Source organism: Ruegeria sp. CI5 (genome assembly GCF_056536885.1).
In genome coordinates this window covers 1,728,489-1,750,239 of record NZ_JBQFQN010000001.1, presented here as the reverse complement: position 1 = coordinate 1,750,239, position 21,751 = coordinate 1,728,489, and the positions used below count along the sequence as shown (strand labels likewise).

Genomic DNA, 21,751 nt, shown 5'->3' with positions numbered 1-21,751 from the left:
GGTTCATGCCGTCGGTTGACCGGCCATCCCGGCCACCGGGAAATCCAGATGCCCCATCAGCGACCGCACCACGCCCAGATCGTCGAACTGTGATCGAAGTTCTGGAAACTCGGCGTGGTCAGACAGGGCGAGGCCCTGTTGCCCGGTCGCAGCCAGAAGACGCGTGTGACGGATGGACAGATCGGCCATCGGCAGCGGTTCTGGGGCGGTGAACTCGGACAAGGCGTCGGCAAAGCGGATCGCGCGGTCCCAATCCTGGCGGGCCAGCATCACGGCGCAGGCATCTGCGTAGAAATGCAAGTGGCTATGCCCAACGCAGCCTTCACCCAGTATCCTGACGCCCTGATCCAACAAATCATCCTGGGCATCCGGATCGTCCAAAGCCAAGGCCAATGCCGACAGTGCCTTGGGGCCGACAAAGTTGCGGCCATGTTCCAACGCGATTTCCACGGCGCGCCGCCCCACCTGTTCAGCCTCGTGCCTTTGCCCGGCATAAACCTGCGCCCGGGCCAGATGTTCCAACGCCTGAGCCTCGAGCCGCTTGGCGCCGACGCGCTGGGCGATATCGGCGGATCGGATGAAGGCCTGCAGCGCACCGTCCATGTCATCCTGAAAGGTGCACGCGACGCCCAGGCAGGTCTGCGCGACACATTCCGGCACGAAGGCAAAGTATTTCTGCGAGATTTCGATGGCTTCCTGCGCATCGGCCCGGCCTTGCGCCACGTCACCGGAGTAACTGCGGGCAACACTGAGATTGTGAAGGTTGGCGGCCAGGTCCCGGACCAGTCCTTTGTCCCGCGCTCTTTCGACGGCCTGAGTGTAGAACCCTGCGGCGGTGCGCATTGCGGCATTCATGAAATTTGCATCGCCAAAGCCGCTGAGCGCGCCGACCTCCAGCCGGACGGATTCCAGTTTGCGGGCCAGCGTCAGCGCTTTTTCGTTGCTTTGCAGAGCATCCGAGACCCGTCCCAGCGGGAAATAGATGTTTCCGCGGACATAGCTGATCTGGGCCAGATCTCGTTCCGATCCGATACGGTCAGCGGCGGCCTCGGCGATGTCGAGGCTGTGCAGCGCATCCTGGTACAGGCTGGCCTGGCGCGCGGCCTGTGCCAGACCGATATGAACGCGGCAGATCTGCGCGTCAGTCTCGGCCAGGGCGGCGGCTTCGTTGAACTCGCTCAGGGCCTTGTCCGACAGGCCCTGAAGGCGATGGGTTTCCGCCCGGGCACACATCAGGTCAAACCGGATACCCGGCGGAGCCGAAAGCTCGAGCGCGCGTTCGATCAGCGGGCTGGCCTCGTCAAACTGGAAGGCCTGGATCAGGTTTTCAGCGGCCTCCAGATAGGCTTCGGCTGCATTGGAGGCGTCGGCACGGTCCAGGTGTTGGGCGCGCAATGTGGCGTCCTTGCCTTCGTACCAGCTTGCTGCCTGCCGGTGCAGCCGGGCGCGCTCGGACTTGACCAGCGTCGCATAGGATCCGTCGCGGATCAGAGCATGCGCAAACATCAGATCTGCCCCGGCCTCGCGGATCAGGGCCGAGCGGATCAGGTCGGACGTGTCCAGATGGCCTTCACCCAGCAGATAGTTCAGAACTTCGGGCGAGAACCGCTGCCCCAGAACCGATGCTGCCTGAATCGCCGTTCTGCTACGACGATCCAACCCGTCCAGACGGGATTGCACGATGCCTTGGATGCTGCCGGGGACAGTGTCGCGGGTCAGGCCGTCGATATTACGCAGCAGTTGCTCGAGAAACAGCGGATTGCCTCCGGCGCGTTGCACGCAGGTTTCCAACAGCTCTGGGTCGATGGCGGTGAATTCCTCGACCAGTTTCCGCGCCTGTTCGTCACCCATAGGCGACAGCTCAAGCTTGGACACCAGCGCACCATCCGTTCCCATCTGCCATTCCCGATCGATCGGGTCGCCTTCGACCCGGCTGGTCATCATCAGAACGCAAGGCAGGTCCCGCGTCGCGGCAGCCATGTACGAACACATGGTCAGAATGTCCGGTGGCGCCCAATGTATGTCCTCGACCTGGAGCAGAAGGGGGGCCTCGCGGCTGCGGGCCTGCAGCAGTTCGTCGATGACCTGTCGCCGACCCCGCATGCGTGCGGCGTTGTCCATTGCGGCATAGACTTCGGCCAATCCGGGATCCTGTTCAAGTTCGAGCAGGGCGCTCAGATGGGCTGAACTGGCAGGGTTGATCCACCCCCGGCTGATCGCGTCATGAGCGGCCGCGGTGCTGGCATCGGAGTCGTCGGTCGGGTCGAGCCCCAGAAGGCTGCGGGCGATGGACTGGATGGCCGAATGTCCCTCGCGTGTGCCGAAATCCATCACCACGCCCCCGTGGATCGAATAGGAGCGGTTTGCGGCCAGCTCGGCCACCTGTTCCGAAAAGTGGGTCTTGCCGATACCGGGTTCGCCAAGAATGATGTGAACCTCACCTTTTCCATGGCGCTGGCACCGGTCGAATGTCGCCGAGAACAACGACATCTCGCGTTCCCGCCCGATGAATTTGTGGCGCCGCGTGCGGATGTTCCGGGCCAGGCGGTCCAGACGCCAGATTCCGACCTCCTTGTTAAGGCCCTTGATTGCCTTGGTGCCGATCGCCTCGCCGACGAACAGTGGGCCAAGCGCGCGCTGGATGTCATCCGACACCAGCGTCTGACCCGGCGCAGAAATGTCGGTCAGGCGGGACGCTAGATTCACGCCGTCCCCGGTCACGGTGTATTCGGTATGGGCCTCGCTTCCGGTGGTGCTGGCGATGACCTGCCCCGAGGCGATGCCGATATGGCACGACAGGGGCGGGTCAAGTGTGGGCAGCGCGGCGTGAATCTCCAGCGCGGCGCGGGCCGCCCGTTCGGTGTCATTGGTGTGCGAGATCGGCGCCCCGAACACCGCCATGACGGCGTCTCCGATATGCTTGTCGATCCGGCCTCCAAATTTCTCGACGGCGCGGTCGACCTTGCCGAAGAATGCATTCAGCAGCGCGTGCATGTCTTCGGCGTCGTGTTCGCTGGACAATTTGGTAAAGCCGGTCAGGTCCGCGAACACAACCGTGACCTGACGTTTTGCCGGTTCCAGTTCAACCTCGGGTTCAAACGCGCCGACGGTTTCCGGGACGTCCAGGTCGGATATCGCGCGCAGCAACCGGCGACGGTCGCCGACGGCAGTCACTCCGATCTCGCGCAAATCCTCGCCCGTAAGTTCAGGAAGAATTGCAAAGTCGATTTTGTTTTCCGCGAACGCTTGGGTGTAATCGGACAACCCAAGGGCGCTCAGCCATTCCCTTAGGTCGCCAGACATTGGTGCCCTCAGAAGTATCCACCCGCAGGCAGCCTAGTACAGACCACCGGGTCGAGTCTGCATTTTTTATAGTAATATTCGATTATGACTGCGCAATCCGCCGTTTCCGGTTTTTCGGATCAGCTTTGTGCCGCGCCTTTCCAGAGTTGGATTTCAGGAAGGATTCGTTTGCTCAATCCATGAGCAAATCTGATCAAGATCAAGTCAGAGTTGACTCGTATCCGCTATCCACGCAGCATGAACGGAGTACCACAAATGTTTCTAGAACAGGTGGGCGGCACATGTCTGCAGTAGCCAGCAGGCGCGCGTTCCTGACAGGACGCCTGCCTCGCGAAGACGACAGCGTGAAGCGGCCGCCAGGAGCGGCGCGCGAAAACTTCCACGATCTCTGCACTCGATGCGGCGACTGTGTCTCGGTTTGCCCCGAGGATGTCCTGGCGATGGACGACGCGGGCTTGCCGGTGTTTCAGCCGCAGCAGGGTGGCTGCACCTTTTGCGGAGACTGCGCCGATGCGTGCAAGACCGACGCATTGAGCCTGGACCGGTTCGCCGAGTGGCCTTGGCGCGCGAAAGTGTCCGACACCTGCCTTTCGGCAAATGGTGTCAGTTGCCGGGTGTGCCAGGACAGCTGCGATCAAGGGGCTATCCGATTCCGCCTGAAAACCGGAGGCCGCGCCGAAGTGAACCTGGACCTGGCATCATGTGTCGGTTGCGGGGCCTGCTCCGCCGCATGCCCGACCGGTGCCGTTTCCCTCGAGAGATACCAGCCCGCCACAGTGGAGGTGCGTGAATGAATATCTGTGGATGCCTGGTGCATGTCGCGCCGGACCAGACCTCAGCGGCACGGTCGGCGATGACCGCGTTCGACGGGGTCGAAATCCATGCCGAATCCGACGACAGCCGGTTCGTTGTCGTCGTCGAGGACACGCCGACACGGCTAGCGTCCGAGATCATCATGGACCTGCACCAGATCCCCGGGGTCGTCTCGCTGACCCTGACCTATCACCATTTCGAAGATCTAGCGGAGACCCGTCCGCGTGCCGAAACTCCCAGCCAAAATTCCAGCCGGAGGCCCTTGTCATGACCATTTCCGAATCTCGTCGTACGTTTCTGAAAGCAACCGCCGCCGCAGCGACAGCGTCCGCGGCCGGTATCCCGCTGGCGACTGGCCAAGCTGCCGCCCAAGTCGCCAATGCCGACATCCGCTGGGACAAGGCACCTTGCCGGTTCTGCGGCACGGGCTGCTCGGTTTTGGTGGGCACCAAGGAAGACCGCGTGGTTGCCACGCAAGGCGACCCGGACGCTCCGGTGAACCGGGGGCTGAACTGCATCAAGGGCTATTTCCTCTCCAAGATCATGTACGGCAAGGACCGTCTGACCACCCCGTTGCTGCGCAAATCTAACGGCGTCTATGACAAGAACGGTGACTTCGAACCTGTCAGCTGGGACGAAGCCTTCGACGTGATGGCCGAGAAGTGGAAAGAGGCGCTGGCCAAGAAAGGCCCGACCAGCGTGGGCATGTTCGGCTCGGGACAGTGGACCGTGTGGGAGGGCTACGCTGCGGCCAAGTTGATGAAGGCCGGCTTCCGCACGAACAACATCGACCCGAACGCGCGGCACTGCATGGCCTCGGCCGTGGTGGGCTTCATGCGTACCTTCGGCATCGACGAGCCGATGGGCTGCTATGACGACCTCGAACATGCCGACACGTTCGTGCTGTGGGGCTCGAACATGGCCGAGATGCACCCGATCCTGTGGTCGCGCCTGACCGACACGCGCCTGACCAAGCCGGGCGCGCAGGTACATGTGCTGTCGACCTTCGAGCACCGCTCGTTCGAGCTGGCCGACAACGGTATCATCTTCAAGCCGCAGACCGATCTGGCGATCCTGAACTACATCGCAAACCACATCATCCAGACCGGCGCGGTGAACGAGGAGTTCGTCAAGAACCACGTCAACATCACCAAGACCGCTACCGACATCGGTTACGGCCTGCGCGAGACCAACCCGCTGCAACAGGCCGCTGCGAACCCGGACTCGGGCAAGCTGGAGCCGATCTCGTTCGAGGAATACGCCGCCTCGGTTGCCGACTACACGCTGGAGTACGTCTCCGAGTTGTCGGGCGTGCCGGCGAACCAGCTTGAGCAACTGGCCAAGGAATATGCCGACCCGAACCGCAAGGTCATGAGCCTGTGGACCATGGGCTTCAATCAGCACACACGAGGGTCCTGGGTGAACTCGTTGATGTACAACGTGCATCTTCTGGTGGGCAAAATCTCCGAGCCCGGCAACTCACCGTTCTCGCTGACCGGTCAGCCTTCGGCCTGTGGCACCGCGCGCGAGGTTGGCACTTTTGCCCACCGCCTGCCCGCCGACATGGTGGTGACCAATGATGAACACCGCAAGATCACCGAGACCAAGTGGAACATTCCCGAAGGCACCATTCCGCCCAAACCGGGCTTCCACGCGGTTCTGCAGAACCGCAAGCTGAAGGATGGTGATCTGAACGTCTATTGGGTGCAGTGCAACAACAACATGCAGGCCGCCCCCAATATCAACGAAGAAGGCTATCCCGGCTATCGCAACCCCGAAAACTTCATCGTCGTATCAGATCCGTACCCAACGGTGACTGCCGTTGCGGCCGACCTGATCCTGCCGACCGCCATGTGGGTCGAGAAAGAAGGGGCCTATGGAAACGCCGAACGCCGCACCCAGTTCTGGCGTCAGCAGGTCAAGGCCCCGGGCGAGGCCAAGTCGGACCTGTGGCAGCTGATGGAGTTCTCGAAACGCTTCACCGTCGAGGAGGTCTGGGACGAAGAGTTGCTGGCCAAGATGCCCGAGCATCGCGGCAAGACCCTGTTCGACGTACTGTATGCCAACGGCAAGATCGACCAGTATCCGCTGTCGGAAACCGCCGAAGGCTTCCACAACGACGAATCCGAGCATTTCGGCTTCTACGTCCAAAAGGGCCTGTTCGAGGAATATGCCAGCTTTGGCCGCGGCAAGGCGCATGACCTTGCACCCTTCGAAACCTACCATCAGGCGCGCGGGCTGCGCTGGCCTGTCGTAGACGGGAAAGAGACGCTCTATCGCTTCCGCGAAGGCTATGACCCGTATGTGCCCGAAGGCTCAGAGGTCAAATTCTATGGCCACAAGGACGGAAAGGCCAAGATCATCTTCGCGCCCTACGAACCGGCAGCAGAGGAGCCGGACGAAGAGTTTGATCTCTGGCTGTGCACCGGCCGGGTGCTGGAGCACTGGCATTCCGGGTCGATGACCCGCCGCGTGCCCGAGCTGCACCGCGCCTTCCCCGCCGCCGTGGTGTTCATGCACCCCGAGGACGCCAAGGAACGCGGCGTGCGCCGCGGGCAGGAGATCGTGCTGTCCACCCGCCGCGGCGAGGTGATCAGCCGTGTCGAGACCCGTGGTCGCAACAAGGTGCCGCGTGGCCTCGTGTTCATGCCGTGGTTCGACGAGGGCCAACTGACCAACAAGCTGACGCTGGATGCGACCTGTCCGCTGTCGAAAGAGACGGACTTCAAGAAATGCGCCTGCAAGGTCGAGCGGGCGTAAGGGCAGGGATCGCAAAGGTCGCGTGTAATGTCTCTGGTCGGCAAACCTCTTTCGCCGCAACGGCGCCGGTTCCTGCAGGACTCGGCGCGCGCGGCGGGTGGCTGTCTGGTCGCCGGGTCGGTGCTGGCCTATCTGGCCCGCGACGCCCGCGCCCTGCCAGCCGAGGCCTTGCGACCGCCGGGGGCATTGCCCGAAAATGATTTTATGGGTGCCTGCATCCGCTGCGGGCTGTGCGTCCGCGATTGCCCCTATGACACGCTGAAGCTGGCCGAGTTGGGCGTCGATGCGGTGGCGACCGGTACGCCGTATTTCATCGCCCGCGACGTGCCCTGCGAGATGTGCGAAGATATCCCCTGTGTTGCGGCCTGCCCGACTGGGGCGCTGGACAAGGGGTTGCAGGATATCGACGGCGCCAAGATGGGTGTTGCGGTTCTGGTCGATCAGGAGAACTGCCTGAACTTCCTGGGGCTGCGCTGCGACGTGTGCTATCGCGTGTGCCCCGTGATCGACGAGGCGATCACGCTGGAACTGTCGCACAACGACCGGTCCGGCCACCACGCGATCTTTGCGCCGACGGTTCATGCCGACCGCTGCACCGGCTGTGGCGTCTGCGAGAAAAGCTGCGTTCTGCCCGAGGCGGCGATCAAGGTTTTGCCCGCACGGCTGGCGCGCGGCAGTTCGGCCGAGCATTACCGCAAGGGATGGGAAGAAAAGGCCGAAAAGGGCGGGCCGCTGGTCGAAGGCATCATCGACCTGCCCGATCGCCTGCCCGGACCGGGCGCGGACAACCTTGCCGCGCCGGGCGGGTACGAACCGGGCTACAACCTTCCGGGGGCAGGCCAATGACGGCGCGGACACATATGCCCGTCGGGCACGAGGCCCGCGAGGTCAAGGGATGGGTCGGCGCCCATCGGTTCCTGCTGCTGCGGCGGTTCAGTCAGGTGTTCTTTCTGGCGCTGTTCCTGTTGGGACCGTGGTTCGGCATCTGGATCGTCAAGGGCACGCTGGCCGGATCGTTGACGCTGGACGTGCTGCCGCTGACCGATCCGTTCATCCTGCTGCAGGGGCTGGTGGCCGGCCACTGGCCGGAAATGACCGCGCTGATCGGCGGGCTGATCGTTCTGGTGGCCTATGCGCTGATCGGAGGGCGGGTCTATTGCTCGTGGGTGTGCCCGATCAACCCGGTCACGGATGCCGCGCATTGGCTGCACCGTCGGCTGGACCTGCCCAAAGGCTGGCAGCCCAAACGCAGCACCCGATTGTGGATATTGGCGACGGTTCTGATCGTGTCAGCCCTGACCGGCGTGATTGCGTGGGAACTGGTGAACCCGATCACGATGCTGCACCGCGGGCTGGTCTTTGGCATGGGTTTTGTCTGGGCGATGGTCGTAGCGATCTTTGTCTTTGACCTGTTCGTGGCCCGGCATGGATGGTGCGGCCATATCTGCCCGGTCGGGGCCTTCTACGGCTTGATCGGCGCCAAAAGCCTGCTGCGGGTCAGCGCGACCAATCGCGCCGCCTGTGACGACTGCATGGATTGCTATGCGGTTTGTCCGGAAAACCAGGTGATCTCGCCCGCACTGAAGGGCAAGCCGGGATCCAGCCCGCTGATCCTGTCGCCCGATTGCACAACATGCGGCCGTTGCATCGATGTGTGCTCGGTCGACGTATTCAAACTTACCCACCGGTTCGATGACGCCGTCGTCGCGCCACCCGATCCAGCCGCCGCGCCAGAACCGCGCGCCGCCAGACCTGCCTAAGGGAGTGCCAAGATGAAAAAATCAATAGCGACAGGCGCAATAGCCCTGATCCCTGTTCTTCTTGTGACCGGGCTTGCCTTTGCGCAATCCGCGTCCGTGACCACGTTGCGAGGCGTGGACATCGATGATCCGGCCATCCTAGATGATGTGCACCGCAACATCGAAGGGCGCATGCAGCGCAACTATCGCCAGCAGCCGCCGCTGATTCCGCACAAGATCGACCAGTACCAAATCGACATCCGCACCAATCAGTGCCTGTCCTGCCACGACTGGACCAAGGCCGGTGAGCGCAACGCGCCGACCCTGTCGATGACCCACTATCTGGATCGCGAAGGCAACGAGCTCGATCAGATCGCGGGCACCCGGTATTTCTGCAACCAGTGCCATGTGCCGCAGGCGGATGCGCCGGCCCTGGTCGACAACCTGTTCCAGCCCTCGGCCGGAAACTGATCCAGCTTTGGACTGAAAGGAGCACCGAATATGGCAGACTCTCCTGAAAAGCGCGGCTTGATCGGCCGCATCTGGGCGTGGATCTGGACACCGGCTGCCGCGTTCAGCGCAGGCTTTCTGGTCCTGGCGGGCTTTCTGGCCGGCATCCTGTTCTGGGGTGGTTTCCACTGGACGCTTGAGATGACGAATACCGAAGAATTCTGCGTCTCGTGCCACACGATGGAAACCAACCTTGGCGAATACCGGGAAACGATCCACTACAACAACCACTCCGGCGTACGGGCCATCTGTTCCGATTGCCACGTGCCCAAGGAATGGAGCTTCAAGATCGAAGCCAAGATCATGGCGGTGAAAGACGTCTATCACGAGCTGGTCGGCACCATCAGCACGCCCGAGAAATACGAGGATCACCGCCTGCAGATGGCCTCGGCCGTGTGGAAAAAGATGAAGGCCTCGGACAGCCGCGAATGCCGCAACTGTCACAATTTCGAATACATGGACTTCACCATTCAGGAAACGCGCGCCGCCAACGAACACCAGCGTGCGATCGACGAGAACATGACCTGCATCGACTGCCACCAGGGCATCGCGCACAGCCTGCCGCCGGGCTATCTGGAGGAGTATCAGAAAGTGGTCGCCTCGCTGGATCCGGTGACCGGCACCGAAATTGCGCAGAGTACCGGCGCGGCCGAGATCCGATCATTCCTGAACAGCACATCCGACTAGGAGTGGCACGACATGCTTGAGATTCTTGGAACAATCGGCGGCAACATCCTGAGCCTGCCCGGCATTCTGGGCCTTGCGGTGGGCATGATGACCCGCCAACTGTGGTTGGCCGCGACCATGGGTGCGGTGATCGGAATACTGGAAACCCTGGCTTTCGCGCATTGGACCTTTGCCAAGGTCGAGCCCATGGAGCTGATAATTGGCGTTCTGGTCGGTGTGTGCGCCAGCAGCATTGGCTGTCTGATCCGCCAGAAAGGGGCGACCGTCTAGGGCGACAGTCGCCGCTTACTCTTTGCGGTTCTTCAGGTGTTTCAGAACGGCGCTTGCGATCATGGTCACCAATCCGGGGGCAAGCGTTCCCAGAGGGTCGCGTGAGACGGTTCTCAGGTCGCGGACCGTCTCGCGAGCCTCTGCCATCATGTCCTGAACCTCGGCCTCGATATCGCCGATCGCCATGTCGCGCAGTTCTGCAACTGGCGCAGTGTCGGCCTCGGCGCTGACCGAGTTGGCGATAGCCGCGAGTATCAGCGCCACGATCAGGTTGATCAGGGCGATGACCAGTGCAGCCAACGGCTTGGACATCACTGACGCCAGAGCAAGATAGCCCGCGACATTCAGCATGATGATGGCCAACCCGCCCGCCAATCCGGCTGCGGCGAAAAAGCCCGCGCGTTTGGCCAAGACGGTCATGTTCCGCTGAGCGATCAGCCGTTCGGTGCGGAGGATGATGGAAATGTTTCGGGAAATGCGGCTCATCTGACTGTCTCCTACCTGGACCGACCGATCACGTAGCCCAGAGCAAAAACGCCCAGGGCGAACAGGATGGCTTTCTTGTGTGGCATGGCATCCAGCTCGGCCAGCGCGGTCTCGATCTCACCGGACCAGTCTTCAAACTCGGCCGACAACTTATCGGGAATGTCCTGGACGGCCTCTTTCACCTTTTCGCCCGCTTTGCGCGCGCCCGTTTTTTTCCTCTCGGCCTGCTCCTCAAGCTGTCGCTTCAACTCAGCGACCTGCTGTTCAAGTTCCGCTTTGGTAACCATTGGCGTTGTCCTTTCGTGAAGCGGCCAGTCGCGCGGGCGATGGGCCGAAAATCCGGTTTGACGGCATCGAGATCAGTCTTTGGGACCCACACGGCCATCGCCCGACATCAGTATGGCGATGGGGCGCGTGGCCGGAATGTGGGTGAGAATGATCATGATGCAGACAGTGATCGGCACGCTCATCAGCGCACCGGGAATGCCCCAGATCGCGGTCCAGAATGTCAGGGCCAGTATGACCATGAGAGGGGACAGGTTCAGACTTTTGCCCAGCAAGGTCGGCTCAAGAATATTTCCGACCGAGAATTGCACGGCCCCGCATCCCAACAGCACCATCAGGAACGGGCTCAGTTCCTCGAACTGGACAAGAGCGACCAGAGAGGGCAGGGCGACACCGATGATCGAGCCGACCGTGGGGATGAAATTCAACAGAAAGGCCAGAACCGCCCAGGTCTCGGCGAAATCCAACCCGACCGCCCACATGACAAGAAAGCTGCCGAACCCGGTTAGCGCGCTGACGAAAGTCTTGATCCCGACATAGCGCTGGATGCTGGCGGACGTGCTGTGCAGCACGTTGCGAACTTTGTTGGCAAGTATTGGATCCGAGATCGCGAGGTCAATCTTGGTCTGCATCGGCAGGCGTTCAACCAGCATGAACGGCACGTAGAGCAGCACAAGGAAGAAGGCGCTGAGAAAGGCGCCGGCGGACCCGATGATGCTGCCGGCAAAACCCGACAGGTTGATCTGGCTCAGCGCCTTCTGGGCCGCAGCATAGTTCTCGTTGCCGACGAGGGCGACAAGTTTTGCCAGAATACCGGACAGGCGCTCTTCGTATTTCGGGAAAGCCTCGGACACCAGACCGGCCTGGCTGGACAGGATCGACAGGATGATCAGCAATCCAAACAGGATCAGGCACAAGGCCCCAAGATGCGCCATCCATTTCGGTACGGAATGGCCCAGAATGACGATCCGGTGGATCCGGTCAGATGTTGCAGTGAGCAGCACAAACAACAGTATGGCGAAGGAAAGCGGTATCAGAACCGAGGACGCCAGCACCAATGACGCGATGGTCAGAAACAGCAGAACAACCAGCTGATACCAGAAGGTCAGCCCAGGCTTGCCCACGCGCTGGTTGTCGGCCTTGGGTTGAGTTGCCATGCACGTCTCCTGCGGGCTCAGCACCATTGCGGCCCGCCACCGTTGGTCGGTTCCGCCATTAGGCACAGATATTCGGCTGTTCTCAAACAAAATTCTCGAAAGAGTTGATTTCTGGACAGGTTGCAAGCGGGTCTCTACGCTCGGCCTTGGATCAAATCCAAGGACCAAAGCCCATGCGCCGCACATCGACCAACTCGCTGCTTGTCATCGCGCTTGCGATCAGCGCAGGCATCGCGATTTGGGGTCTTGTCGACCCGGTGGGGCTGGGCCGGTTGGCGTCTGCCGCGGTTGCGACGCAGTTCGAAAGCCGGGGCTGGTTCATCATGCTCGAGGCCAGCGGCCTGTTGTTCGTTGCGCTGTTTCTGGCCTTTTCGCGCTTTGGGCGCATCCGGTTGGGGCCGGATGGTGCCGAGCCCGAGTTTTCGACTCCCGCATGGATCGCCATGCTGTTTGCGGCCGGGATGGGGGTTGGGCTGCTGTTTTATGGCGCGGCCGAGCCGCTGACCCATTTCGAAGAGCTCAGAAAATACGAACCCGATCCGAGGGCCGCCGGAAACGCTATGTTCGTAACCTACCTGAACTGGGGCTTTCATGCCTGGGCAATCTACGGGGTGGTCGGTCTGATCATTGCCTATTTCGCCTTCCGCCGTGGGGGCACTCTGCTGCTGAGCGCGCCGTTGAACGACGCTCTGGGGTCGGCCCCGTGGGTTCGGGCGATGGGCTGGTGCTTTGACCTTCTGTCATTCGTTGCCATTGCCGTGGGGTTGGCTGGCTCGCTGGCCATGGGGGTGTTTCAGGTGCAAACCGGGCTGGCCGGATTGCTTGGCGTGGCGGATTCGGCGGCTCTGACGCTTCCGGTCTTTTTCGCCATGTGTGTGGCCTTTGTCATCCCTCTGCGCCGGGATCTGGGGGACGGCATGGCCAAGCTGTCCAATGCTGCGATGCTGATCGCCGTGGCAATGATGATCTATCTGTTGATCCTTGGTCCCACCTCATACCTGATGAACGGTATCGTGAGCGGCTTCGGACGATACGTGTTCCACGTTCTGCCCGCAGGGTTTGCCACGGCCGAGTTCTTTGGTGACGACCTCGTCAACTGGTTCCAGGATTGGACTCTGAACTACATGATCTGGTGGCTGGCCTGGTCGCCGTTCGTCGGTATCTTCATCGCCCGGATTTCCCGGGGCCGAACGATCCGGGCGTTTCTTTTGGGTGTGATCGTCGCGCCAACCTTGTTCTCGATCCTTTGGTTTGGCGTGTTTGGCGGGCTTGGGTTTTTCGACGCGCTGCGGCAGCAAGGTTCCTTGTCCGTGGTCAATCAGCAGAATCTTGACGCGACCACATTCGCGTTGCTTCAGCGGTTTCCACTGTCCGGACTGACGCAGACAGCGACCATCGTCGCCGCGTTTCTGTTTGTGGTCACCAGCGTTGTCAGCGCCGGATTTACCCTCGCGATGATCGGAACCGGTGGTGATGAAAACCCGTCTCCCCGGATCCGCACGGTGTGGGGGGCAATTCTGGGTGCGCTTGGGCTTGCCATGGTCTTTGTCGGGGATATCGGGCTGGTGCGATCTGTGATCGCAATTTCGGCGATCGCCTTTGTTTTCATAGTTCCGGTTCTGGTGGTCTGTCTGTTCCGGGTGCTGGCGCGGGAGGAAGGGCCATGACAGGCGAGTTTCTGGATACCGTTCTGAACGTCACCGTCTTTCTTTACCTGGGCTTTCTGATCTGGCTGTGCCTGCGCCCGGATCCCTGAGGCCCGTTCGCCGAGAAAGGGGATGTCGCCATCTGTCAAACCTGATGGGCGCAACCCAAAGAACGCGCGCGCTTTCCTTGCAGGTTGAATTTCAGCCATGCCCCATGTTGCGGTCGTCATGCAATGAGACTCCCGCCTTGATCTCGGAGATATAGGGCAGCATGCGCAAGAGTTGGCAAACTACAGCGAACTACGTCTTCAGCGCGCAAACAGCCTATTGGCAGAGTACTGGCTGATCCGCTGCCGATCAAAGAAGCCTGGTGGGGCCGAACGTTCCGCCCTATTTGTCTCGTATGAATTTGCGCGCCGGATTCCGGTGTTGACATTTTCTGATCTCGGTTAATAATTTTACCAACTAAAATAATATGGGTGAGGGCGCGTCTCGTGTATCTGGGTTTGGATCTGGGAACTTCGGGTCTCAGGGGAATTCTTGTGGACGAAGCCGGGCAGGTTCTGGCCGAGGCTGAGGCTGAGATCGCCACGTCGAACCCGCAACCGGGATGGTCCGAACAAGCCCCGCAGGACTGGATCGACGCCTGCGCGACCGTCATGGGCCGGCTGCGTGAGACGAACGGCGATGCACTGGCGCAACTGCGGGCGATCGGACTGAGTGGACACATGCACGGCGCAACGCTGTTGGATCGGGACGGCACCGTCCTGCGGCCGTGCATTCTGTGGAATGACACCAGATCGGCGCTAGAGGCCAAAGAGTTGGACCAGACCCCCGGGATGCGCGAGATCACGGGCAATATCGTGTTCCCCGGGTTCACCGCGCCCAAGCTGGAATGGGTCCGTGCCCATGAACCCGACCTGTTCGCCCGTACGGCCATGGTGTTGTTGCCGAAGGATTATCTGCGGTTCTGGCTGACCGGGGAATATGTCAGTGACATGTCCGACAGCGCGGGAACGTCCTGGCTGGATGTCGGCGCGCGAGACTGGTCGGACAGGGCGCTGGAGTTGGGTCACATGAGGCCCGATCAGATGCCGCGACTGGTCGAGGGCACTGACCATGGTGGCGAACTGCGGGATGAACTGCTTCGGGAATGGGGGCTGTCCGGCCCGGTTGTGGTCGCTGGCAGTGCTGGCGACAACGCCGCGGCCGCTTGCGGTATCGGCAGCATCGACGAGGGGTCCGGGTTTCTGTCTCTTGGCACCTCGGGTGTGCTGCTGATGGCTCGGAACAGCTATGCACCGGCACCCGAGACGGCGGTTCATTGCTTTTGCCACGCGGTGCCTCGGCGATGGATTCAGATGGGCGTCATCCTGTCGGCGACCAACAGCCTGAACTGGCTGTCACGCAATCTGGGCCAACCGGTCGAGGCGCTGGCCGGGGCGCTGCCCGACCAGCCAAACGGGCCGTCGTCGTTGACCTTTCTGCCCTACCTGTCCGGCGAGCGGACGCCGCATAATGACAGCACCATCCGAGGAGCTTTTCTGGGCCTAGACATCGCTTCGGAGCCGACGGATCTGGTGCAGGCAGTGATGGAGGGTGTCGGTTTTGCAATGCGCGATTGCCTTGAGGCCCTGAGGAGCACCGGTACCGAACCGGCGCAGTTGATTGCCGTAGGTGGCGGTGCGCGGTCCCGCTACTGGCTTCAGACCATCGCCACCACGCTGAATGTGCCGCTGGCCCTGCCCAAGGGAAGCGCGTTCGGGGCTGCGACTGGTGCCGCGCGGCTGGCCATGTGCGCAGCCGGAGACGCAACACCCGAACAGATCATGACCCCGCCAGAGATCGACGCCATCATCGAACCGCAGAGTGATTTGACCGAAGCCTATGACAGCGCCTACAGACGATACAGAGCGTATTACAAGGCGCTGGCGCCATTGGCTGGATGATGAACAAAAGTCGCACTGATTGCACTGATATCCCGGTTATCGTCCTGCAAGACGGGGACATGCGGGTGTCATTGCTGGGCTATGGAGCGATCACGCAAGGGTGGTGGTACAAGGGCCAAACGCTGATCCTTGGCTATGACGACCCGACCGAATACCTGAACGACCCGTTCTATCTGGGCGCGCTCGTCGGGCGGGTTGCCAACCGGATCGGCGGCGCAGGGTTCGATCTGGACGGCACCCATCATGCGCTGATTGCGAACGAAGGGTCGAATACGCTGCATGGGGGGGCAGAAGGGCTCTCGCGCCAGTTCTGGCAGGTCGAGCAGCTTTCGCCGTGCGAGGCGGTGCTGGTCCATGTCTCGCCCCACGGCGCGGGCGGATTTCCGGGGGCTGTGCGCTTCGAGGTCAGGGTCCGGTTGGATTTCCCTCGCCTGACATATTCGATCTCTGCCTGGCCGGACAGGCCGACCCCGATCAGCATCGCGCAACACAACTACTACACGTTGGGGTCCGCTCGAGGCATCTCCGAGCACCGATTGCAGTTGGCGTCAGATCGTCACTTGGAACTGGACGATCAGGGGATACCGTCTGGCGGGATCGTCGACTCTGCATCGGTCGGGCTGGATTTCGCGGCCCCCGAACCGATTGGACAGGCCGCCACGGACCTCGATCACTTCTTCCTGTTCGGCACCGGCGGCAAGGTGGCCCAACCGGTTGCCACCCTTGCGGCGCCGTCGGGATTGACGATGACGGTCCATTCCGATCAGCCCGGGGCGCAGGTCTACTCTGCCGCCCATTTGTCCGCGCCATTTGCGCCGCATGCCGGGCTCTGTATCGAGCCATCGGGCTATCCGAATGCGCCGAACGTCCCCGCGTTCCCCTCGATCATATGTACGTCCGAGAAACCGTATCACCAGACGCTGATGCTTGAGATATCCGAGGCAGGGGCATGAGCGTGATCCGTTCCTTATCGGCCTTGGCTGTTTTCGCCAGCTTTGCCACCGGGACAGCGGCCCAGAACCTTGGCCCGGCTCCCGAGTTCATCGAGCCCGACCTTGCGATCGTGGAACTGGGGCAAATGCTGTTCTACGACCCGATCCTGTCGGGAAACGAAAACATCAGTTGCGCCACCTGCCACCACCCAAGGTTCGGGACCTCGGACGGGATGTCGCTGGGCATCGGAGAAGGCGGGATTGGGCTGGGCAGCGCCCGCGGGCTTGGGTCTGACAACCTGCCCGAACAGCGCATCCCGCGCAATTCCCCGGCCCTCTGGAACCTTGGCGCGACCGAGTTCACGACGTTTTTTCACGACGGCAGGCTCGAGGATGCTCCTGAGCAACCTTTCGGCATCAGAACACCGTTGGGGCAGCATATGCGGCCGGGGTTCCGCTCGGCATTGGCGGCTCAGGCCATGTTCCCGGTTCTGTCGCCGGATGAGATGGCCGGACATTATTCGGAAAACCCGATCAGCAAGGCGGTGCGGCTGGGCCTTCTGACGCAACAGGGTGGTGCATGGGACCTGATCGCCGGGCGGGTGGCTGCGGTTCCGGAATATCAACGGATGTTCCGCGACGTGACCCCCGAAAAGGAGGTCTCGTTCGTTGCCATCGCCAACGCGATTGCCGATTTCATCGCCTTTGAATGGCGTGCCGACAACAGCCCCTTTGATCGCGCGATGCGCGGAGAGGAACCTCTGCCGCCCGACGCGGTGCGCGGCATGCAGCTGTTTTACGGCAAGGCCGGTTGCGGATCGTGCCATTCGGGGTGGTTTCAGACCGACCACGGGTTTTATGCGATCGCGATGCCGCAGATCGGCCCGGGAAAGGCTGCTCGGTTTGAAAACCACGTCCGAGATGATGGCCGACTGCGCGTAACCGGTGCAACCGAAGATGCGTTTGCGTTCCGGACGCCGTCGCTGCGCAATGTGACGCTGACTGCGCCCTATGGCCACGATGGCGCCTATGCTCGGCTCGAGGACGTGGTTCGGCACCACCTTGACCCCGAACGCGCGTTGCGGCGCTACTCGATCGAAATGGCAGAGCTGCCTGTCTTTCCCGGAGCCGATGATCAACGGCCGCTACAGGATCCGGCCTTGGTCGATGCCATCGCCGCGGCCAACGAGCTGCGACCGATTGCTCTGTCAGATGCAGAGATTGACGACATCCTGAGTTTTCTGGCTGCACTGGAGGATCCTGCCGAACGGCTGGGTGTACCAGAGCGGGTGCCCAGTGGGCTGCCAGTCGACAAGTAATCAGCGCCGCAATCGGATGATCCGGTTGGTGTCGTATGTCTCCCAGTCCGAGCGGTCTCCACCAGGCCAGACGACACGAATGTCCACGGTCCTGGCGTCGCCCAGACCGAAATGCTGCGGCCCTGCCATCCCGCTGGCATGGCCTCCGCCGATCGTGATCTCGCGGGTCTGAATTCCGGCAGCGGTTCGGACTTCGACAAAGGCGCCGATGGCCCGCGAATTGGCGTCGTGCTGGCCCAGATCCACCATGACCCAGTTCCCTGTTGCGGGCTGGTTCTCGTAGATTTCGGCGGGTGATCCGCGATTGACCACAACTAGGTCCAACCAGCCGTCATTGTTCAGATCATGCAGCGCGGCGCCGCGAGATTTTGCCATCGATGCCACACCGGCCTCAGCCGCGGATTCGAAAAACTGACCGGATTCCAGCTGCAGTAACAGGCTGTTGGGGTCGTCCTGCGCCGCATCCGGCATCTGTTCGACATTGCCCTTCGCGACGAAAATGTCGTCACGCCCATCGTTGTTCACATCCGCGAATTGCGCGTGCCAACCGGTCGATGGTCGCCCGTCCGCGCCGATGTGCGGCCGGTGTGCAGTCGTACCCTTGTCATAGGTCGCATCACGCCATGTGGGACCGCCGGCTTCGGGGTCGAAAATCTGGAACTTCTGATCTCCCATAGAGGTCAGGTAGACATCGGGATAGCCATCCCCCGTGAGATCGCGCGACGCGATGCCCATGCCCCAGATCGAATAGGGCATCCAGCCTTCGGCCTGATCATACAGACGCGGAGTATCTTCCATCGCCCACATCTGTTCCTGTCCGTCTCGGACATAGTAGTGCCGATCGTTGCTGATCCGCAGATCCGCGCGCCCGGTCCGGCCCCAATCCGAGAACAAAGCCGACAGCGCACAGTACCCAGGTTCCAGCCGAACGGGCGGGCCATAGGTTTCACCAAGGGGGCGGTACAGCAGAGTGGGGCCGCAGGCCTCGAATGGGCCATTCGGATTGTCGCGGTCCACATAGGTTCCGAAGGCGAGAGTGGGCAGTGTCTGCCCGGGTTCCCACGTGGCCGAGAAGGCCGTGGTCCAGTGGTCATCGGGCTCAAACCCCAGCCCCGCGAATGGGCTGAACTGGCAATCGGGCCAACCTTTGAGCAACAGGTCCGCCCCAACGCGCAGAACCACAAGGTCCAGGATGGCGTCGCCGTCGATGTCCATCGGGTAGGCGCCGGTCACACCTGTCAGGGACAGCGGCTCTGGCGTGTTTGCCTGAAAGGATATTTGCGCCTGAGAGGTGTTTCGGAACAGCTGCGATGGGTTCGCCCCACCAGCAAGGAAGAGTTCCGGCAAGCCGTCCCCGCTGCAGTCGAAAACCGCGACACCGCCACCCACGAAATGCTCCCAACCGCCGTCATAGACATGAGAGAGAACATCGATCGGTTGATACCGGGGGATGGCAGGATCGGCACTGGCGGTCGTGGCGAGGGCCGCCACCAAGGCGAGTTCAGCTCGCATGGGCTGCGATCTCCTGCACCTTCAGGATCGACACTTGTTCGATCCCGTAGGCCGCCGCGCCCTTGGCCCACATGAGGTCGCCCCAATGATGCACCTTGATCTCGGGCAGGGCGGTGTCGACATTCACCACTCCGTTTCGAATGCGCGCCATCACGTCGTCCGAACACAGGTGCTCAAAGCTGACCTGGGCTCCGGACAGAATGATGCAATCTGGGGCAAACAGATTGATGAGGTTTGACAGGCCCAAGCCGAACATCTGGCCCGCGCGGGCCAGAACGGAAATTGCCCGTTGGTCTCCGGCGTGCGCGCGGTCGTGTATGTCGGAAACGGTTTTCAGCGCGCTGCTTTGCCCGGCGACCGTCATTTCTCGGATCAAAGCATAGTCGCCGACATAGGCCTCGAGGCATCCCCGTTGCCCGCATTGGCACAGCGCCCCGTCCAACTGGACCTTGGCGTGCCCGAATTCGGCCCCGCAGCCATGGTTGCCCCGGAACAGCTTGCCGTCCAGAACGATGCCCAGTCCGACACCGTGTTCGATCGTGACGACAAGAAAGTTCGACAGGCCCTTGCCCAGCCCGAACAGCTGTTCGGCCTTGGCCACCAGATTCGCATCGTTTTCAATGAAGGCCGGGCAGGGCAGGCCTTCGTCCAGAAACGCGGCGAAGTTCACATTGCGCTCGGTGATCGAAGATGACCAGTGCACGAAATTCCTCTCGGCATCGACCAAACCGGCGATGCCAATGGAAACACCTGAAAGCCCGTCGATCGTGCGGTCGATCTTTGCGCAGGTCTCCTCAAGCGCAAGGCGCACGGTGCGGACGAAATCGCGCGGTGACATCCTGGCATCTTGCAGGGCGTACATGTGCGAGGTGACTTCGTTGCCTTCGAAATCGACCAGGATGACCGAGATGACCTGGCGCGCGACCTTGAGGCCCGCCACAAGATAGGAGGACCCGTCCAGTTGTAGAAGAACCCGCGGCCGCCCGCGTTTGGCCGATTTGGAATGCGCCTCGCCTTCGGTCTCTCGGACCAGGCCGGCGGAAATCAGGTCAGCGGTTGCAGCGGTGACGGTGGCCGGGCTGGTCTGCAGGGCCGATGCGATGTCGATCCGCGAAATCGACCCCTTGGTCCGGATATGCTCCAACACCCGCAGGCGCGTGGCATTCCGTTGGTCCAGCGAGTTTTGAGAAGCCTTGCTTTTCAGCATCTTGTCTCCGCGAATCTTCTGTAGGCCTCAATCTATTGGGATTTGGGACCCACGAACAGAGTAAATATTTTACCCGCTGAAATAAATATGATACGCAGAAATACGAGGGCCGCGAATCATGACGCGATGGCCCCATCAACGGGAGGAAATCATGAAACGAATTCTCAGCTTTTCAGCTGCTGTTGCCATGGTTGGCTCGGCTGTCTTTGCCGAGCCGGTCGTCGGTGTAAGCTGGTCCAACTTTCAGGAAGAGCGCTGGAAGACGGACGAAGCGGCAATCAAGTCTGCGCTTGAGGCTGGTGGCGCCGAATATATCTCGGCGGACGCCCAGTCGTCCTCGGCCAAGCAGCTGTCCGACATCGAAAGCCTGATCGCACAGGGTGTGGACGCTCTGATCATTCTGGCGCAGGACGCGCAGGCCATCGGTCCGGCCGTACAGGCCGCCGCGGATGAGGGCATTCCCGTCATCGCCTACGACCGCCTGATCGAGGACGACCGCGCCTTCTACCTGACCTTCGACAATGTCGAAGTGGGACGCATGCAGGCGCGCGCCGTGTACGAGGCAATGCCGAAGGGCAACTACGTCATGATCAAGGGTTCGCCTACGGATCCGAACGCGGACTTCCTGCGCGGTGGTCAGCAGGAAATCCTTCAGGCGGCGCTGGACAGCGGTGACATCGTGATCGTCGGTGAAGCCTATACTGATGGCTGGTTGCCCGCGAATGCGCAGCGGAACATGGAACAGATCCTGACCGCCAATGAAAACAAGGTCGATGCGGTTGTCGCGTCGAATGACGGGACCGCAGGTGGTGTTGTCGCGGCGCTGACTGCGCAGGGCATGGAAGGTATCCCAGTGTCGGGTCAGGATGGCGATCACGCCGCGCTGAACCGCGTGGCCTTGGGTACGCAGACCGTTTCCGTCTGGAAGGACGCACGCGAGTTGGGCAAGGCAGCCGGCGAGATTGCCGTCGCACTCAGCAGTGGCACCGACCCGTCGGAAATCGACGGAGTAGTCAGCTGGACCTCGCCGGGTGGAACGACGATGAATTCCGTCTTCCTGGCTCCGGTTCCGATTACCAAGGACAATCTGTCGGTTGTTGTGGATGCCGGATGGATCGCGCTGGAAGATCTGTGCCAAGGCGTCGAGAACGGCCCCGCACCCTGCAACTAAACTCC

General features: G+C 61.5%; 19 protein-coding genes. 13 read left to right on the top strand and 6 right to left on the bottom strand.

Annotation, left to right across the window (positions count from 1 at the left end; all coding sequences use genetic code 11):
- Positions 1-3 precede the first annotated feature (3 nt).
- Complete coding sequence (locus ACR0BA_RS08675) at positions 4-3,303, bottom strand: adenylate/guanylate cyclase domain-containing protein (protein ID WP_480727390.1); 3,300 nt, start codon at positions 3,301-3,303, stop codon at positions 4-6.
- A gap of 281 nt (positions 3,304-3,584) precedes the next feature.
- Here ACR0BA_RS08675 and napF point away from each other — a divergent pair, with 281 nt between their 5' ends.
- From napF to ACR0BA_RS08635, 8 genes are read left to right on the top strand one after another with little or no spacing between them, the layout of a single operon-like run.
- Positions 3,585-4,097 (top strand): ferredoxin-type protein NapF, encoded by a 513-nt coding sequence (gene napF, locus ACR0BA_RS08670; RefSeq protein ID WP_170340161.1) that lies wholly within the window; start codon positions 3,585-3,587, stop codon positions 4,095-4,097.
- Entirely contained in the window at positions 4,094-4,387 is a 294-nt protein-coding gene (locus tag ACR0BA_RS08665) for a chaperone NapD (protein WP_170356960.1), read from the top strand. The genes napF and ACR0BA_RS08665 overlap by 4 nt, the downstream gene beginning before the upstream one ends.
- Complete coding sequence (napA, locus tag ACR0BA_RS08660; RefSeq protein ID WP_480727388.1) at positions 4,384-6,876, top strand: nitrate reductase catalytic subunit NapA; 2,493 nt, start codon at positions 4,384-4,386, stop codon at positions 6,874-6,876. The genes ACR0BA_RS08665 and napA overlap by 4 nt, the downstream gene beginning before the upstream one ends.
- Before the next feature lie 27 nt (positions 6,877-6,903).
- The gene (gene napG / locus ACR0BA_RS08655) at positions 6,904-7,722 is read left to right on the top strand and encodes a ferredoxin-type protein NapG (RefSeq protein WP_480727386.1); all 819 of its coding nucleotides are present in this window, start codon (positions 6,904-6,906) and stop codon (positions 7,720-7,722) included.
- Positions 7,719-8,636: a quinol dehydrogenase ferredoxin subunit NapH gene (gene napH, locus ACR0BA_RS08650; RefSeq protein WP_170451190.1), complete on the top strand. Its 918-nt coding sequence runs from the start codon at positions 7,719-7,721 to the stop codon at positions 8,634-8,636. Before napG ends, napH begins: the two co-directional genes overlap by 4 nt.
- A 12-nt stretch (positions 8,637-8,648) precedes the next feature.
- Positions 8,649-9,086 carry a nitrate reductase cytochrome c-type subunit gene (locus ACR0BA_RS08645; protein ID WP_170339556.1) on the top strand — a complete coding sequence of 146 codons (438 nt, stop codon included), beginning with the start codon at positions 8,649-8,651 and terminating at the stop codon, positions 9,084-9,086.
- Between the two features lie 30 nt (positions 9,087-9,116).
- Positions 9,117-9,812: a NapC/NirT family cytochrome c gene (locus tag ACR0BA_RS08640; RefSeq protein WP_093964455.1), complete on the top strand. Its 696-nt coding sequence runs from the start codon at positions 9,117-9,119 to the stop codon at positions 9,810-9,812.
- A gap of 12 nt (positions 9,813-9,824) precedes the next feature.
- Entirely contained in the window at positions 9,825-10,082 is a 258-nt protein-coding gene (locus ACR0BA_RS08635) for a hypothetical protein (RefSeq protein ID WP_093964456.1), read from the top strand.
- Between the two features lie 15 nt (positions 10,083-10,097).
- Here ACR0BA_RS08635 and ACR0BA_RS08630 read toward each other — a convergent pair whose 3' ends face one another.
- The 3 genes from ACR0BA_RS08630 to ACR0BA_RS08620 form a co-directional block, all read right to left on the bottom strand.
- Entirely contained in the window at positions 10,098-10,568 is a 471-nt protein-coding gene (locus ACR0BA_RS08630; RefSeq protein WP_170599010.1) for a phage holin family protein, read from the bottom strand.
- A gap of 11 nt (positions 10,569-10,579) precedes the next feature.
- Positions 10,580-10,855, bottom strand: a complete 276-nt coding sequence (locus ACR0BA_RS08625; RefSeq protein ID WP_480727384.1) for a hypothetical protein — start codon at positions 10,853-10,855, stop codon at positions 10,580-10,582.
- Between the two features lie 72 nt (positions 10,856-10,927).
- A complete protein-coding gene (locus ACR0BA_RS08620) occupies positions 10,928-12,010 on the bottom strand; it encodes an AI-2E family transporter (RefSeq protein ID WP_480727382.1) in 1,083 nt (360 codons plus the stop codon).
- Positions 12,011-12,183: 173 nt separating this feature from the next.
- Here ACR0BA_RS08620 and ACR0BA_RS08615 point away from each other — a divergent pair, with 173 nt between their 5' ends.
- The 4 genes from ACR0BA_RS08615 to ACR0BA_RS08600 all read left to right on the top strand — a co-directional run bounded on the left by ACR0BA_RS08615 (position 12,184) and on the right by ACR0BA_RS08600 (position 17,856).
- Positions 12,184-13,677, top strand: a complete 1,494-nt coding sequence (locus ACR0BA_RS08615; protein WP_480727381.1) for a BCCT family transporter — start codon at positions 12,184-12,186, stop codon at positions 13,675-13,677.
- Positions 13,678-14,150: 473 nt separating this feature from the next.
- The gene (gene xylB / locus ACR0BA_RS08610) at positions 14,151-15,605 is read left to right on the top strand and encodes a xylulokinase (RefSeq protein WP_480727379.1); all 1,455 of its coding nucleotides are present in this window, start codon (positions 14,151-14,153) and stop codon (positions 15,603-15,605) included.
- Positions 15,602-16,558 carry an aldose epimerase family protein gene (locus ACR0BA_RS08605; RefSeq protein WP_480727378.1) on the top strand — a complete coding sequence of 319 codons (957 nt, stop codon included), beginning with the start codon at positions 15,602-15,604 and terminating at the stop codon, positions 16,556-16,558. The genes xylB and ACR0BA_RS08605 overlap by 4 nt, the downstream gene beginning before the upstream one ends.
- Complete coding sequence (locus ACR0BA_RS08600) at positions 16,555-17,856, top strand: cytochrome-c peroxidase (RefSeq protein ID WP_480727376.1); 1,302 nt, start codon at positions 16,555-16,557, stop codon at positions 17,854-17,856. Before ACR0BA_RS08605 ends, ACR0BA_RS08600 begins: the two co-directional genes overlap by 4 nt.
- Here the strand turns inward: ACR0BA_RS08600 and ACR0BA_RS08595 are convergent, their stop codons facing one another.
- A complete protein-coding gene (locus ACR0BA_RS08595; RefSeq protein WP_480727374.1) occupies positions 17,857-19,368 on the bottom strand; it encodes a CRTAC1 family protein in 1,512 nt (503 codons plus the stop codon).
- On the bottom strand, positions 19,358-20,575 hold the full coding sequence (locus tag ACR0BA_RS08590) for an ROK family protein (protein ID WP_480727373.1): 1,218 nt from the start codon (positions 20,573-20,575) through the stop codon (positions 19,358-19,360). The genes ACR0BA_RS08595 and ACR0BA_RS08590 overlap by 11 nt, the downstream gene beginning before the upstream one ends.
- A gap of 151 nt (positions 20,576-20,726) precedes the next feature.
- Here ACR0BA_RS08590 and xylF point away from each other — a divergent pair, with 151 nt between their 5' ends.
- Positions 20,727-21,746: a D-xylose ABC transporter substrate-binding protein gene (gene xylF, locus ACR0BA_RS08585; protein ID WP_093965002.1), complete on the top strand. Its 1,020-nt coding sequence runs from the start codon at positions 20,727-20,729 to the stop codon at positions 21,744-21,746.
- Positions 21,747-21,751: the final 5 nt, after the last annotated feature.